The sequence below is a fragment of the Williamsia sterculiae genome (assembly GCF_900156495.1).
GTDB lineage: Bacteria > Actinomycetota > Actinomycetes > Mycobacteriales > Mycobacteriaceae > Williamsia_B > Williamsia_B sterculiae.
This window is the reverse complement of record NZ_FTNT01000001.1, coordinates 600,176-613,164: the sequence shown is the minus strand read 5'-3', so window position 1 is coordinate 613,164 and position 12,989 is coordinate 600,176. Positions and strand designations below refer to the sequence as shown.

Genomic DNA, 12,989 nt, shown 5'->3' with positions numbered 1-12,989 from the left:
CTCTCGCTACGCTTCGTCGTCCGCGTAGTTGCGGGTGCGCGCCGGGTCGACCGGGATACCCGGGCCCGACGTCGTCGAGACCGTCACCTTCTTCACATAACGACCCTTGGCCGCCGACGGCTTGGCCCGCAGCACCTCCTCGAGCGCGGCACCGTAGTTCTCGGCCAGCGCCTTCGGCTCGAACGACGCCTTGCCGATGACGAAATGCAGGTTCGACGCCTTGTCGACGCGGAAGTTGATCTTGCCGCCCTTGATGTCGTTGACCGCCTTGGTGACGTCGTTGGTCACGGTGCCGGTCTTCGGGTTCGGCATCAGACCGCGCGGCCCCAGCACGCGGGCGATGCGTCCCACCTTGGCCATCTGATCCGGGGTGGCGATCGCGGCGTCGAAGTCGAGCCATCCGTCCTGGATCCTGGCGATCAGATCCTCGGCACCCACCTCGTCGGCGCCTGCGGCCTCGGCCTCTGCGGCCTTGTCGCCCGCGGCGAACACGATCACCTTCGCGGTCTTGCCGGTACCGTGCGGCAGGTTCACGGTGCCGCGCACCATCTGGTCGGCCTTGCGGGGATCCACACCCAGACGAACCGCGACCTCCACGGTCGGGTCGTAGTTGGTCGACGCGGTGTCCTTGGCCAACGCTGCAGCCTCCAGCGGGCTGTACAGCTTGTCTCGGTCCACCTTGGCGGCGGCGGCCTCGTAGGCCTTGCTCTTCTTGCTCATGTTGCTCATTCCTTCTCCGCGCGGACGCGGATGGGTGGTCGTCGGGCCGAAGCCGGCCCTCCCACTACTGGTGTTTTTTGTCAGCCCTCGACGGTGAGGCCCATCGACCGGGCGGTGCCGGCGATGATCTTGGCGGCCTGTTCCACGTCATTGGCGTTGAGGTCCTCGGCCTTGGTCTTGGCGATCTCACGAACCTGGTCCATGGTGACCTTGCCGACCTTCTTCACGTGCGGCTCTCCCGAGCCCTTCTGCACGCCTGCCGCCTTCAACAGCAGCTTGGCCGCGGGTGGGGTCTTCAACTTGAAGTCGAAGGACCGGTCCTCGTAGACGGAGATCTCGACCGGGACCACGTTGCCGCGCTGCGACTCGGTGGCCGCGTTGTAGGCCTTGCAGAACTCCATGATGTTCACGCCGTGCTGACCGAGCGCCGGACCGACGGGCGGTGCAGGGTTGGCCTGCCCGGCCGCGATCTGGAGCTTGATGATGCCGGCGAGCTTCTTCTTCTTGGGGGGCATCTCTCTTCGTTCCTTACTCGTTCTCGGTTCTCCGCGTCCGCTGGAGACGCGGAAGTCTCGTGCTCAGATCGGCGATCTGAGAAATCGTCAGATCTTCTCGACCTGCGATCTGATGAGGCCTGCGACGACCTGACGCGCGCACGCTCTCATCAGATCTTCTCGACCTGATTGAAGGCCAGTTCCACCGGCGTCTCGCGACCGAAGATCGACACCAGCACCTTGACCTTGCGCTGCTCGGTGTTGACCTCGCTGATCGAGGCGGGCAACGTCGCGAACGGCCCGTCCATGACGGTGACCGACTCGCCGACCTCGAAGTCGACCTCGATTCCTGCCGCGGCGGCTGCTTCCTCGACGCTCTCGGCGCCGGTCTTCGACGTCGATGCGGCTTTCTTGGTGTCGGCACGCGGCAGCAGGAACTGCAGCACTTCCTTCATCGACAACGGCGACGGCTTGGACGTCATACCGACGAATCCGGTCACCCCAGGGGTGTTGCGCACCGCGCCCCACGACTCGTCGTTCAGGTCCATGCGCACCAGGATGTAACCCGGCAGCACCTTGCGGTTGACCTTCTTCTGCTGGCCGTTCTTGATCTCGGTGACCTCTTCGGTGGGCACCTCCACCTGGAAGATGTAGTCACCCACGTCCAGGTTCTGCACGCGGGTCTCGAGGTTGGCCTTCACCTTGTTCTCGTAACCGGCATAGGAGTGGATGACGTACCAGTCACCGGGGGCACGGCGGAGCTGCTTCTTCAGCGCCTCGACCGGGTCCTCTTCCTCCTCCACCTCGACGTCAGCGGTCGGGGCGTCAGCGGTGTGGTCGGTCGACTCGATCGATTCCGCCACCGTCTCGGTCAGCTCTTCGGTCGCCGCGACGTCGACGGGTGCGTCGAGCGCATCCGCGCCCGACTCGATCGCCTCGACATCGGCGTCCTGGATGCGCTCGGTGTCGTTCTCGGGGGTGCTCACTGCAGCCCACTCTCCCTTTCCTGGTGGTGACGCTTCGCCCGCTGTGAATCCGCCCGCTGCGAGTCCGTCACCGACGGGTCCGGCGTCAGCCGAACAACCACAGCACGGCCTTGGCGAAGCCCACGTCGAGTCCGCCGATGATCGCGGTCATGATCACCACGAAGATCAACACGACGATCGTGTACTGGATCATCTCGCGCCGCGAAGGCCAGATGACCTTCTTCAGCTCGCCGACGACCTGCTTGAGGAAGATCCAGATCCGGACGAACGGATTCCGGGACTCCCCCGTGCGCTTCTTGGTCTTCTTCTCTTTCACGGCGACCGCCGAGGCGTCAGCCGCCTCGGTGCCCGTCGCCTCGCTCCGCGAGCGTTTGCCGCGCGGAGCCGCACGCTTACCCGAGGGGCGCTGAGCCTCGACCGCGTCGTCACCGGATGAGCCGTCGAGGTCAGCCGCATCGACGTCGGTGTCGTCGACCTTAGTGACACCGGCCTCGTCCGCGGCTTCCTTGGCGCGGATTGCCCTGTCGCGCTTGCTCAACCTGTTCCTCTCGTCGCGAGCGTGCGGTCGCATGCTCCTCACGGATGCGCGCCGTACGGTCATCGACCCGGGATACACCGGCGACGGCGTGCGTACGCGCACACGTGATGCCCTTCGGCGCCGACCGTCGTGCCCGATCGGCCAAGGGCAGGGGCGACAGGACTTGAACCTGCAACCTGCGGTTTTGGAGACCGCTGCTCTGCCAGTTGAGCTACGCCCCTCTGGGCCGTCCGCATCGCTGCGGGTGACCCACGTCCGGTGCATCGCTACACCGCACAGATGTTTCTGCGCTACACAAAACCAACGCGCCACCCTAGCGGGTAGCGCGCAAGTCCAGTATCAGACACTTGAGTGTACGTCACCGCACGCACCGAACTCCAACTCACCTGTTCACGACCACGGGCAGTGCCGTCGACGCGTCAGTTGAACTGGACGTTGGCGGTCGCCCGACCGAAGATCTTCCGGCCGTCCTGCTTGGCGACGATGGCGATCTGACCGCGCCGCGTCTCCGGGTCCAACGACTTGATCTTGCCGGTGAACTCCACCTCGGCGAATCCGGCCGCGGGCACGTACACCGGGCTGGTGAACCGCACGTTGTACTCGTAGAAGGCGGCCGGATCACCGACGAATCCGCCGATGTAGCTGCCGCCGAGGCCCATGGTCTGCATTCCCTGCGCGACGACGTCGTCGAGGCCTGCGGCCCTGGCCACGGTGTCCGAGAAATGGATGGGATTGGGGTCGTAGGCGACGCCGGCGTAGTTGACCAGGTTGCCGCGGGTCAGGGTGAACACCCGCGTCGGGAGTTGCTGACCCACGGTGAGGTCGTCGAAGGAGATCGCCGAGTACGGCTTGGGATCCACCTGCGGATCCGGGAGGTCGTAGCGACCCTCGGGACGCTCCACGGTGCGGCCGCCACCGGGCTCGACGATGCTCTTGATCATCACGTGGTCGAGCACGTCGAGCAGTTCGGGGTCCACCTGCACGCTGGCACGGGCGACCAGGCCGGTCCACGTGGTCATCACCGGCTCGTCGTATTGGTTCCAGATCACGTTCTTGGTGACCATCACGTCGGTGCCCGCCACCTGGCGGAACGAGTCCAACGAGACGTCGCACACCAGCTGGTCACCCACCTTGATCGGCTGGTGGTACTGCAACCGCTGGTCGCTCTGCATGATCTGCCAGAACTCGTAACCGGTGATGTGCTCCTGAAACAGTTTGCGCTGAGCAACCAGTCCGAGCACCGAGACGAAGGTCGGCGCGGCGATCAGGGTGTCGTGGCCCATCTCCTTGGCCGTGGCCTCGTTCCAGTGCACCGGGTTGTCGTCCTGCACCGCGAACGCATGCTTGCGCACCTCTTCACGTCCGACCTCGTAGTAGTCGTCGACCGTGTAGTGGAAACCCACCAGCGCGGAGTTGTGCGCGGCGATCTCGTCGGCGGACAGCGGTGACTGGTCGGCGTCGTCGACCTGCGTCTGGATGTCGGTCACGGCAACCTCGGTTTCTGTGCTCGGTGCTTCGTCTGCGGGCGACAACGGCGCGTTCACGGGCATATGACTGATGGGGACACCGCAAGCGGTGCCCCCATCAGTCGGGATCGGTGTGCGGGGCTCTCGGTTCGGCGAGGCCGGAACGCGGGAGCCGTCAGCGCGATTCTTTGTGGCTCTGGTGTGTACCGCAGTTCGGGCAGAACTTCTTCATCTCCAGGCGATCGGGGTCGTTACGCCGATTCTTCTTGGTGATGTAGTTGCGGTGCTTGCAAACCTCGCAGGCCAAGGTGATCTTGGGGCGCACATCTGTTGAGGAGGCCACGGGATTGCCTTTCGATCGGTGTTCGGTACAGCGTCGTCGCGAACTCGGATGCCGTGGCTCGGCCCACGAGTTCGTATGTCGCCGCTGGTGCAGTGCGCTCCTGGTAGCGCCCACTGTGGTAGCGATGGCCGGACTTGAACCGGCGACCTAACGATTATGAGTCGTTCGCTCTAACCAACTGAGCTACACCGCCACGGTGGCCCAAAACCAGGTGGTCCTGAGTCCAGCGAGCCCCCTAACGGAATCGAACCGTTGACCTTTTCCTTACCATGGAAACGCTCTACCGACTGAGCTAAGGGGGCGTGCCCGGGGCGGTTCACACCGTCCCGAAAGCCTTGTCGAGGTTACACACCGGCGACGTCGAGCACCAAATCGCTGTGCGAGCCCCTCCGCACAGTTGCGGCCCCGAGCTGATCTCCGCAGCTCAGGGCCGTTCTGCACGGGTGGCAGGTATAGGATTCGAACCTATGTAGCTTGCGCGACGGATTTACAGTCCGCTCCCTTTGGCCGCTCGGGCAACCTGCCGTGGGTGATCTCCGCCGGAGAACATCTCCGCGGGGAACAACCGGGAGAACAGTACAACGGCTCCCCGATCCGGAGGAAATCCGCAGGTCAGATCATCTTCCCGGAGCGAGCGACAACCCCCGCGACGCCGTGGCCGCGCATCGTTTCCACCATCGCAGGAATGTCCAGCCGCAATGGCGCGCTGACGTGACCATGACCCCACCTCTGCGTTTCGGCGTGAATCTCATGGGCACCGGCACCGGCGCCGAATTCCTGGATCGTGTCCGAGCGTCGGCGGACGCCGGCGTCGACGTGATCATGGTTCCCGACCACCTCGGTCTCATCGGTCCCGCGCCTGCTCTGGTCGCTGCGGCCGCGGCCGCACCGCACGCCAGAGTGGGCACCTTCGTGCTCAACACCGCCTTCTACCGACCGGCCCTGCTGGCCCGGGATCTGGCCAGCGTCGACCAACTCACCGGAGGACGCCTGGAGATCGGTCTCGGCGCCGGCTACGTACGCGACGAGTTCGACGCCGCCGGTATCCCGTTCCAACGAGCGGGCGCGCGGGTAGAACACCTCGAGGAGACCGCGCGGTTCCTCCGCGACGCCGCACGCGGTGACGACCACGTACCCGCGTTCGTACAGTCGCCGCCGCCGATCATGATCGCGGGCGTCGGCGACCGGGTCCTGCGCCTGGCCGCGCGGACGGCCGACATCGTCGCGTTGTCCCAACTGCCCGACGAGGCCACCGCGATCGAACGGGTGTCGTTCATCCGCGCGGCCGCCGGCGAGCGCGCCGACGCCCTCGAGCTCAACGTGATCATCCTCGACCTCGCCGTGGACCGGGCCCCGGTACTGCCGAGCCTGCCGGGCACCGACTACGACAGCAGCGAATCCGCGGCTCGTCGATCGATGAACACCCTGTCCGGATCGGTCACCGAGGTCGCCGCGGAGATCACCCGCCTGCGCGACGAGGTGGGATTGAGCTATTTCACGTTCATCGAGCCCGACGAGACGCAGATGGCCCGGATCGCGGAGATCATCACAACGGTGCGGTGATCAGCCGGCTCGCGGTGCGACGCGCCCAGGTGGGGCCACCTGCGCTCGGCACCCGATGACTACGCTGGCCCTCATGGCAGATTCATCCTTCGACGTGGTCAGCAAGGTCGATCGACAAGAGGTCGACAACGCGCTCAACCAGGCCGCCAAAGAGCTGTCCCAGCGCTACGACTTCCGCGGCACCAACACCACCATCGCCTGGTCGGGTGAGGAGGCGATCGTCATCACCTCCGACGCCGAGGAACGCGCGCAGGCCGGTCTCGAGGTGTTCAAGGAGAAGCTCATCCGCCGCGACATCTCGCTGAAGGCGTTCGACGCCGGCGACGTCGCCGCATCCGGCAAGCAGTACAAGATCACCGGCTCGCTGGTCCAGGGAATCGACTCCGAACACGCCAAGAAGATCTCCAAGAAGATCCGCGACGAGGGCCCCAAGGGTGTCAAGGCGCAGATCCAGGGCGACGAGTTGCGGGTCTCCAGCAAGAAGCGCGACGACCTACAGGCCGTCATCTCCTTGCTCAAGGGTGACGACTTCGGCATCGCGCTGCAGTTCATCAACTACCGGTAGATCCCCCGGACGGCGGACTCCCGCAGCGGCGGATGCTCAGCGACCGTCGCGTGCCATCTGCTCGAGCCGATTGATGCGGTCGTCCATGGGCGGGTGTGTGGAGAACAGAGCGCCCACCCGGTCGCCGCCGCGGAACGGGTTGGCGATCATCGCGTGCGACTGCGCTGCGATGTCGGGTTTGGGTGGTAACGGCGCCGCCTGCACCCCGCCCGAGATCTTGCGCAGCGCCGAGGCCAGCGCCAGCGGATCGCCGGTCAGCTCCGCGCCGGACGCGTCGGCCTGGTATTCCCGCGACCGGGACACCGCGAGCTTGACCACCGTCGCCGCGATGGGCCCCAGCAGCGACACCAGGATCAGCGCGATCGGATTGGGACCGTTGTCCCGGCTACCGAACGCGCCGAACAGCATCGCGAAGTTCGCCAGTCCGGTGATCACCGCCGCCATCGCGCCGGCCACCGAGGAGATGAGGATGTCGCGGTTGTAGACGTGCGACAGCTCGTGACCGAGAACCGCACGCAGTTCGCGCTCGTCGAGGATCTGCAGGATCCCCTGGGTGCAGCACACCGCCGCGTGTTGTGGGTTGCGGCCGGTCGCGAACGCGTTCGGTGCCTCGGTCGGGCTGATGTACAGCGCGGGCATGGGCTGACGTGCCGCGGTCGCGAGCTCCCGCACGATGCGGTAGATGACCGGTGCCTCCACCTCGGTGACCGGCTGGGCGTGCATCGCCTTCAGCGACATCGAGGCGCTGTTGAAGTACACGTAGGCGTTCATGCCCACCGCGAACAGCACCGCGAGGACCAGGATCAGCGGATTGCGGAATGCCGCGCCGATGGCGACGATGATCGCCGACATGACCCCCAGCAACAGGACGGTCTTCAGTCCGTTGGCCCCGCCATGTCCGTGCATCTTCCTCGCGCTCCTCAACTCTGTGGTGAGCGACCGCGGTCTCCGGCCGCCCTCGGGCGTGATCACGGTGCCGTGATCAACCGGTCAACGACGGACGCACCGACAAAGTTTCAGCGAGCCCCCCAACCCATCCGGTTTCACCAACCCGACCCCGGTCAGCCGACACGGTCGATGGTGTAGCGCACCAGCGATGCCATCGCCGTGTTGGCCGCCCCCTGGGGCAGCTCCGACAACACGGCCGTCGCCTGGTCGGCCAGCTCCTGCAGCGTCGCCAAGGCCTGCGTCATGCCCGGACTGCGGACCAACAGCTCCAGCGCTTCGGCGACCAGGTCGTCGTCGTCCAACGCGACCGCGGTGCCGTCGGCGGTCAGCAGGACCTCCCGTAACCGGTCGGCGGCGGCACCGGATTCGCGCAGCGCGTACAACACCGGCAGGGTGTGTACGCCCTCCCGCAGATCGGTGCCCGGCGTCTTACCGGAGTCGTCGGCCACCGAGCGGATGTCGATGATGTCGTCGGAGATCTGGAACGCGGTGCCGATGATGTCGCCGAGCCGCGACAAGCGCTCGGTGTCGTCGGCGTCCACTCCCGACGTCCGCGCGCCGAAACGGCCCGCCGCGGCGATCAACGACCCCGTCTTCTCCCACACCACACGCAGGTAGTGGTCCACCGGGTCGGCGCTGCCCTGGGCCCCGACGGTCTCCCGCATCTGCCCGGTCACCAGCTCGGCGAACGTGTCCGAGACGATCCGCACCGACTCCGGCCCCAGCGTGGACACCAGTCCGGACGCCTTGGCGAACAGGAAGTCACCCGCCAGAATCGCGACGCTGTTGGACCAGCGGGCGTTGGCGCTCGCCGCACCTCGGCGCATCTGCGCCTCGTCCATCACGTCGTCGTGATACAGCGTGGCCAAGTGGATCAGCTCCACCACGGTCGCCGAGGTCACCACGTCCGGCGACTCCGCATGTGGACCGAAGTGCGACGCCAACAGTGCGAACATCGGCCGGAAGCGCTTGCCGCCCGCACGCGCGAGATGGGTCGCAGCCTCGGTCAGGAACGACTCCCCCGACGACAGTTCCCGCAGCAACAGGGCCTCGACCTCGGCCAGCGACTTCGCGATCTCGGCGGCGAACTCGTCCGACCCCAACTTCAGGCCGGCGAACGTGGTCTGCACGGTGGTGGCGCTCCGTCCGGTTGCACTCACCCCCTGATGGGGCGAGCGGGCAGGGTGATCATCTACCAGAGGTGATCACATACTCGCCCCGAGGGTAGCGGGGGCGCCCGTACCGGCGCGACCCAGTCGTCCACCCAGGTCAGACCCCTGGTCGGGCCGCGAGGCGGCGTGCAGCGGATACTGGCTCGGGTGAGCGCCGACCCCGTACCGCAGCCGCCCGCCACCGCCGACGTCCTCGTCGTCGGGGCTGGTCCGGCCGGTTCGGCCGCTGCCGCCCATGCCGCCCGCGCAGGTCTCGAGGTGGTGTTGCTCGACGCCGCGACGTTTCCGCGCGACAAGACCTGCGGCGACGGTCTGACGCCGCGGGCCGTCGCCGAACTCGGCCACCTCGGTCTCGGTGCCGTCCTCGCCGACCGCCCGCGGATCGTCGGACTGCAGCTCAACGGGTGGGGTGTGCGGCAGGAGGTGCGCTGGCCGTCGGGCGCGTTCCCCGGTTACGGCAGCGCCGTACGGCGCACCGAGTTCGACGATCTGTTGCGCGCACACGCCGTCGACTGCGGCGCCACCATGGTCGAGGGCGCGCGCGCCGTCGACGTCGAGCGTGACGGTGACCGGGTGTCCGAGGTGCGCGTACGGACCGACCGGGACAGCCAGGACACTCACACCATCCGGGTGCGCACGCTGATCGTCGCCGACGGTGTGCGCTCCACGTTGGGGAAGACCCTGGGCCGAGAATGGCACCGGGACACCGCGTACGGGGTGGCGGCCCGCGCGTACACCCGGTCGGCGCGATCCGACGACCCGTGGATGGGGTCGCATCTGGAACTGCGCGACGCCGACGGCGGACTGCTCCCCGGTTACGGCTGGGTGTTCCCGCTCGGCGACGGCACAGTCAACATCGGGGTCGGTGCGCTGGCCACCGCCCGGCGTCCGGCCAACATGGCAATGCGACCGATCCTGCAGCACTACAACCGTTTCCAGCGGGACGATTGGCAGCTCGACGGTGACCCGCAGCACATCGCATCCGCGTTGCTACCGATGGGCGGCGCGGTCAGTGGGGTCGCCGGGTCCAACTGGATGCTCATCGGCGATGCCGCGGCATGCGTCAACCCGCTCAACGGCGAAGGCATCGACTACGGCATGGAGACCGCACGCCTGGCCGTCGGGATGCTCGACACCCCCGAGCTCGCGCGGGTCTGGCCTGAGGTGTTGCGCCACCACTACGGTCCCGCGTTCTCCGCGGCGCGCCGTCTCGCGTCTCTGCTGACCGTCCCGAAAGCCGTTCCGATACTCGGCCGTCCGGGCATCCGGTCATCGGCGCTGATGTCCACCGTGGTGCGGGTGATGGGCAACCTCATCACCCCCGACGATGCCGATGTGGTGGCCCGACTGTGGCGTACCGCGGGCCTGGCCTCGTCCCGTCTCGACAGCCGGCCACCGTTCACGTGACCGACCCGACGGTGGACCGCACCCGCGCGATGATCGCGGTTTTCGCAGTCACCTCCGCCGCCTTCGGCGCTTTCACGTTGCTGCTGCAGGTGATCCCGATCGAGTTGTCCCGGCTCGGCGCCGGTGACGGTGTCGCCGGATCGGCCACCGGGGTGTTCATGGCCACCACCGTGGTCACGCAGTTGATCACGCCGACGGTGTTGCGCCGCTTCGGCTATCGGGCCGGATTCCTGGCCGGGACGGTGTTCAGCACGGTGCCCGCTCTCGGCTATCTCCTCGACGCCGGTTCGTCGACCGTCCTATTCTTCCTCGTCCTGACGGCGTTGCGGGGCATCGGTTTCGGGTTCATCACCGTGACCAGCGCGGCCGCCGTCGCCGAACTGGCCCCGCCCGGTGCGCTGAGCAGGTACTCGGCCGTCCAGGGTGTCGCGGTCACCCTTCCGCAGCTCGTCGGACTGCCCGTCGGCAGCGCACTCGCTGCCGCACACCATTCCGACGTCGCCTATGTCCTCTCGGTGGCCGTACCGCTGGCCGTCGGTGCGGCCGCGTTGTCGGTCATGCCCGACCTGCGTACCGTCGCGCCGTCCACCGGGGCGGGTCGGGGCCGCATCGTCTCCGACCGGACCGTCGCGATCACCGCAACCACCAACCTGCTCGCGGTCGCGGCGGGATACGGCGCGGTCAGCACCCTCAGCGTGCTCGCCGCACCGGGACGCACCGCGATCATCGGGGTCGCGATGGCCGCCGCCGCGGTGGCGATGACCGCGGGCCGACTCAGCGTCGGCCAGCTGGAATCACGCTGGGGCACCCGCACACTGATCGCGACGGGCGCGGCCCTCGGGGCGGCGGGATTGGCGGTGCTCGCCGTCGCCGTCCGCGACGACGGCAGCGTGGTGCTGCTGTTCGTGGGCACGATCGCGTTCGGCTGGGCGTTCGGGATGGTGCAGACCGCCTCGCTGGTGATGGTGTTCGGCGTCGTGTCCGCATCACGACGCGGGGCCGCCAGCGCGGCCTGGAACGTGGCCTACGACGCCGGTACCGGACTCGGCGCGACCGCATTCGGGGCGCTGGTCGCCGTCACCGGCTACCGCGGGATGTACTTCACCGCAGCCGCAGTGGTGGTGTTCACCGGCGCGCTCGGTGCCGTGGCGGCGATGTGGTCGAACGGGTTCAGGCCACGCCGCGATGCAGAGCGGCGATCCCACCGGTGAGGTTGCGCCAGCGCACCTGCCCGAATCCGGCGTTCTCGACGCGGGTCGCCAACTCGGCCTGATCGGGCCAGGCCCGGATCGATTCCGCGAGGTACACGTAGGCTTCCGGGTTGCTCGACACGGTCCGCGCCACCGCGGGGAGGGCCTTCATCAGGTACTCCAGGTACACGGTCCGGAACGGCCCGAAGGTGGGGGTGGAGAACTCACAGACCACCAGCCGGCCACCCGGGCGCAGCACCCGACGCAGCTCCGACAGGGCGCGGTCCACGTCGTTGACGTTGCGGAGGCCGAAGGAGATGGTGGCCGCGTCGAAGGACTGGTCGGCGAAGGGAAGGTGCAGTGCGTCGGCCGCGACCTTGGGCACCGGGCGGTCGGTGCCGGCCCGCAGCATGCCCAGCGAGAAGTCGGCCGCGACACAGGTGGCACCGGACTCGGCCAGCTCGACCGTCGAGACCGCGGTACCCGCGGCGAGGTCGAGGACCACGTCACCGGCGCGCAACGCCAGCGCCTCGCGGGTCGCGCGTCGCCACATTCGGTCCTGCCCGAACGACAACACGGTGTTGGTGATGTCGTAGCGGCGGGCCACCCGATCGAACATCGCCGCGACGTCGGTCGGCTGCTTGTCGAGGCCCGCGCGGGTCGATGAACTCATGGCTGTCACCGTACCGACCCCACCGGTCGTCGCCGGAGTCAGTCGGTCCAACAATCAATGCTGAAGCGCGGATGCCGTGCGCGGCGTGCGGATCTGGGTGGTGAGTTCAGATCACGGTGCGCCGACCGGGCGTCGCGTCGATGAGCAGGCGTTCGATTCCTACTCGCTCGAACGCGGTGCGCACAGCCGTCGCATCCTCGGTGAAGTGCGCCCACCCGTCCGTGTGTACCGCGAGCACCCGATCGGCGGCGAGGAGGCGTGCTGCTTCGGCCGCCTCGTCACTGGTCAAGGTGAGAAATCCGTCGATCAGCGGTGTCCGCGCCGCCCCCGCGAAGAGGACCGCCACACCGATGGTCGGGAACCGCTCGGCGACCTGTCGGACGACAGCGAGCAACGCGTTGTCACCGGAGACGTAGACGGTGGGGGCGCCCGGGCCACTGAGGACGAATCCGATGACGGGACCGGTGAGTTCCTCGGTTCCGTTCGGGCCGTGCTGTGCCGGGACCGCGGTCACGGTGACGTCGCCGACGCCGGCGGTCTCCCACGGCTCGAGTCCGCGGCAGACGCCGTCGAGTCGGCTCGCCGCCAGTGTCGTGGTCAGCACGAGTGGAGCAAGTCCCAGGAAGCGTCGGCCCCCGCGGTCCAGGTTGTCGGCGTGCTGGTCGTGCGAGAGCAGCACCGCATCGATGGTGCCGATGTCCTCGGGCCCGAGGACCGCGTCGAACGTCTTCATCAATGCACGAGAACCGATCGGGTACTCGCCTGCCGGGTCGAACGTCGGGTCGACGAGCAAGCGGACGCGCCCGAGTTCGATGACGACACTGGGACCGCCGAGAGCGGTGAAGGCGGCAGGGACGGGCATCGCGGTGGACGAGGCGGTCATGATCGCAATCCTCGTCGGCCCTTCCCGCGGCCACCACTGGC

At 67.5% G+C, this 12,989-nt stretch carries 14 protein-coding genes and 4 tRNA genes; 4 read left to right on the top strand and 14 right to left on the bottom strand.

Annotated features, from left to right (window positions below; genetic code table 11):
• Positions 1-6 precede the first annotated feature (6 nt).
• The 10 genes from rplA to BW971_RS02670 form a co-directional block, all read right to left on the bottom strand.
• Complete coding sequence (gene rplA, locus BW971_RS02715; protein ID WP_076476447.1) at positions 7-720, bottom strand: 50S ribosomal protein L1; 714 nt, start codon at positions 718-720, stop codon at positions 7-9.
• Positions 721-800: 80 nt separating this feature from the next.
• Positions 801-1,235, bottom strand: a complete 435-nt coding sequence (gene rplK / locus BW971_RS02710) for a 50S ribosomal protein L11 (protein ID WP_076476168.1) — start codon at positions 1,233-1,235, stop codon at positions 801-803.
• A 149-nt stretch (positions 1,236-1,384) separates the two neighbouring features.
• A complete protein-coding gene (gene nusG, locus BW971_RS02705; RefSeq protein ID WP_076476166.1) occupies positions 1,385-2,200 on the bottom strand; it encodes a transcription termination/antitermination protein NusG in 816 nt (271 codons plus the stop codon).
• An 85-nt stretch (positions 2,201-2,285) separates the two neighbouring features.
• A complete protein-coding gene (gene secE, locus BW971_RS02700; RefSeq protein WP_076476445.1) occupies positions 2,286-2,738 on the bottom strand; it encodes a preprotein translocase subunit SecE in 453 nt (150 codons plus the stop codon).
• 148 nt (positions 2,739-2,886) lie between these two features.
• Positions 2,887-2,959, bottom strand: a tRNA-Trp gene (locus tag BW971_RS02695).
• Between the two features lie 198 nt (positions 2,960-3,157).
• Positions 3,158-4,225 (bottom strand): fused (3R)-hydroxyacyl-ACP dehydratase subunits HadA/HadB, encoded by a 1,068-nt coding sequence (locus tag BW971_RS02690; RefSeq protein WP_234974196.1) that lies wholly within the window; start codon positions 4,223-4,225, stop codon positions 3,158-3,160.
• A 154-nt stretch (positions 4,226-4,379) separates the two neighbouring features.
• Positions 4,380-4,547 carry a 50S ribosomal protein L33 gene (rpmG, locus tag BW971_RS02685; protein ID WP_076476163.1) on the bottom strand — a complete coding sequence of 56 codons (168 nt, stop codon included), beginning with the start codon at positions 4,545-4,547 and terminating at the stop codon, positions 4,380-4,382.
• Between the two features lie 116 nt (positions 4,548-4,663).
• Positions 4,664-4,740 (bottom strand) — tRNA-Met (locus BW971_RS02680).
• A gap of 36 nt (positions 4,741-4,776) precedes the next feature.
• Positions 4,777-4,849 (bottom strand) — tRNA-Thr (locus BW971_RS02675).
• Positions 4,850-4,991: 142 nt separating this feature from the next.
• Positions 4,992-5,072, bottom strand: a tRNA-Tyr gene (locus BW971_RS02670).
• Positions 5,073-5,264: 192 nt separating this feature from the next.
• Here BW971_RS02670 and BW971_RS02665 point away from each other — a divergent pair.
• Both BW971_RS02665 and BW971_RS02660 read left to right on the top strand, forming a co-directional pair.
• Positions 5,265-6,110: a TIGR03621 family F420-dependent LLM class oxidoreductase gene (locus tag BW971_RS02665; RefSeq protein ID WP_076476443.1), complete on the top strand. Its 846-nt coding sequence runs from the start codon at positions 5,265-5,267 to the stop codon at positions 6,108-6,110.
• A gap of 73 nt (positions 6,111-6,183) precedes the next feature.
• Positions 6,184-6,675 (top strand): YajQ family cyclic di-GMP-binding protein, encoded by a 492-nt coding sequence (locus tag BW971_RS02660; protein ID WP_076476162.1) that lies wholly within the window; start codon positions 6,184-6,186, stop codon positions 6,673-6,675.
• 36 nt (positions 6,676-6,711) lie between these two features.
• Here the strand turns inward: BW971_RS02660 and htpX are convergent, their stop codons facing one another.
• Positions 6,712-7,581 carry a zinc metalloprotease HtpX gene (gene htpX / locus BW971_RS02655; RefSeq protein ID WP_076476160.1) on the bottom strand — a complete coding sequence of 290 codons (870 nt, stop codon included), beginning with the start codon at positions 7,579-7,581 and terminating at the stop codon, positions 6,712-6,714.
• A 155-nt stretch (positions 7,582-7,736) separates the two neighbouring features.
• A complete protein-coding gene (locus BW971_RS02650) occupies positions 7,737-8,753 on the bottom strand; it encodes a polyprenyl synthetase family protein (protein WP_076476440.1) in 1,017 nt (338 codons plus the stop codon).
• A 189-nt stretch (positions 8,754-8,942) separates the two neighbouring features.
• Here BW971_RS02650 and BW971_RS02645 point away from each other — a divergent pair, with 189 nt between their 5' ends.
• Entirely contained in the window at positions 8,943-10,202 is a 1,260-nt protein-coding gene (locus BW971_RS02645) for a geranylgeranyl reductase family protein (protein WP_076476438.1), read from the top strand.
• Entirely contained in the window at positions 10,199-11,413 is a 1,215-nt protein-coding gene (locus BW971_RS02640) for an MFS transporter (protein ID WP_083709187.1), read from the top strand. The genes BW971_RS02645 and BW971_RS02640 overlap by 4 nt, the downstream gene beginning before the upstream one ends.
• Here the strand turns inward: BW971_RS02640 and BW971_RS02635 are convergent.
• Positions 11,373-12,065, bottom strand: coding sequence for a demethylmenaquinone methyltransferase (locus BW971_RS02635; protein ID WP_076476159.1), 693 nt, complete (start codon positions 12,063-12,065; stop codon positions 11,373-11,375). The genes BW971_RS02640 and BW971_RS02635 overlap by 41 nt on opposite strands.
• Positions 12,066-12,171: 106 nt before the next feature.
• Positions 12,172-12,948: an MBL fold metallo-hydrolase gene (locus tag BW971_RS02630; protein ID WP_083709186.1), complete on the bottom strand. Its 777-nt coding sequence runs from the start codon at positions 12,946-12,948 to the stop codon at positions 12,172-12,174.
• Positions 12,949-12,989: the final 41 nt, after the last annotated feature.

Bases quoted from the DNA above. Each gene is read 5' to 3' on its own strand.
- rplA (WP_076476447.1), bottom strand. From the start codon at position 720: ATGAGCAAGAAGAGCAAGGCCTACGAGGCCGCCGCCGCCAAGGTGGAC.
- rplK (WP_076476168.1), bottom strand. From the start codon at position 1,235: ATGCCCCCCAAGAAGAAGAAGCTCGCCGGCATCATCAAGCTCCAGATC.
- BW971_RS02665 (WP_076476443.1), top strand. From the start codon at position 5,265: ATGACCCCACCTCTGCGTTTCGGCGTGAATCTCATGGGCACCGGCACC.
- BW971_RS02660 (WP_076476162.1), top strand. From the start codon at position 6,184: ATGGCAGATTCATCCTTCGACGTGGTCAGCAAGGTCGATCGACAAGAG.
- htpX (WP_076476160.1), bottom strand. From the start codon at position 7,581: ATGCACGGACATGGCGGGGCCAACGGACTGAAGACCGTCCTGTTGCTG.
- BW971_RS02635 (WP_076476159.1), bottom strand. From the start codon at position 12,065: ATGAGTTCATCGACCCGCGCGGGCCTCGACAAGCAGCCGACCGACGTC.
- BW971_RS02630 (WP_083709186.1), bottom strand. From the start codon at position 12,948: ATGACCGCCTCGTCCACCGCGATGCCCGTCCCTGCCGCCTTCACCGCT.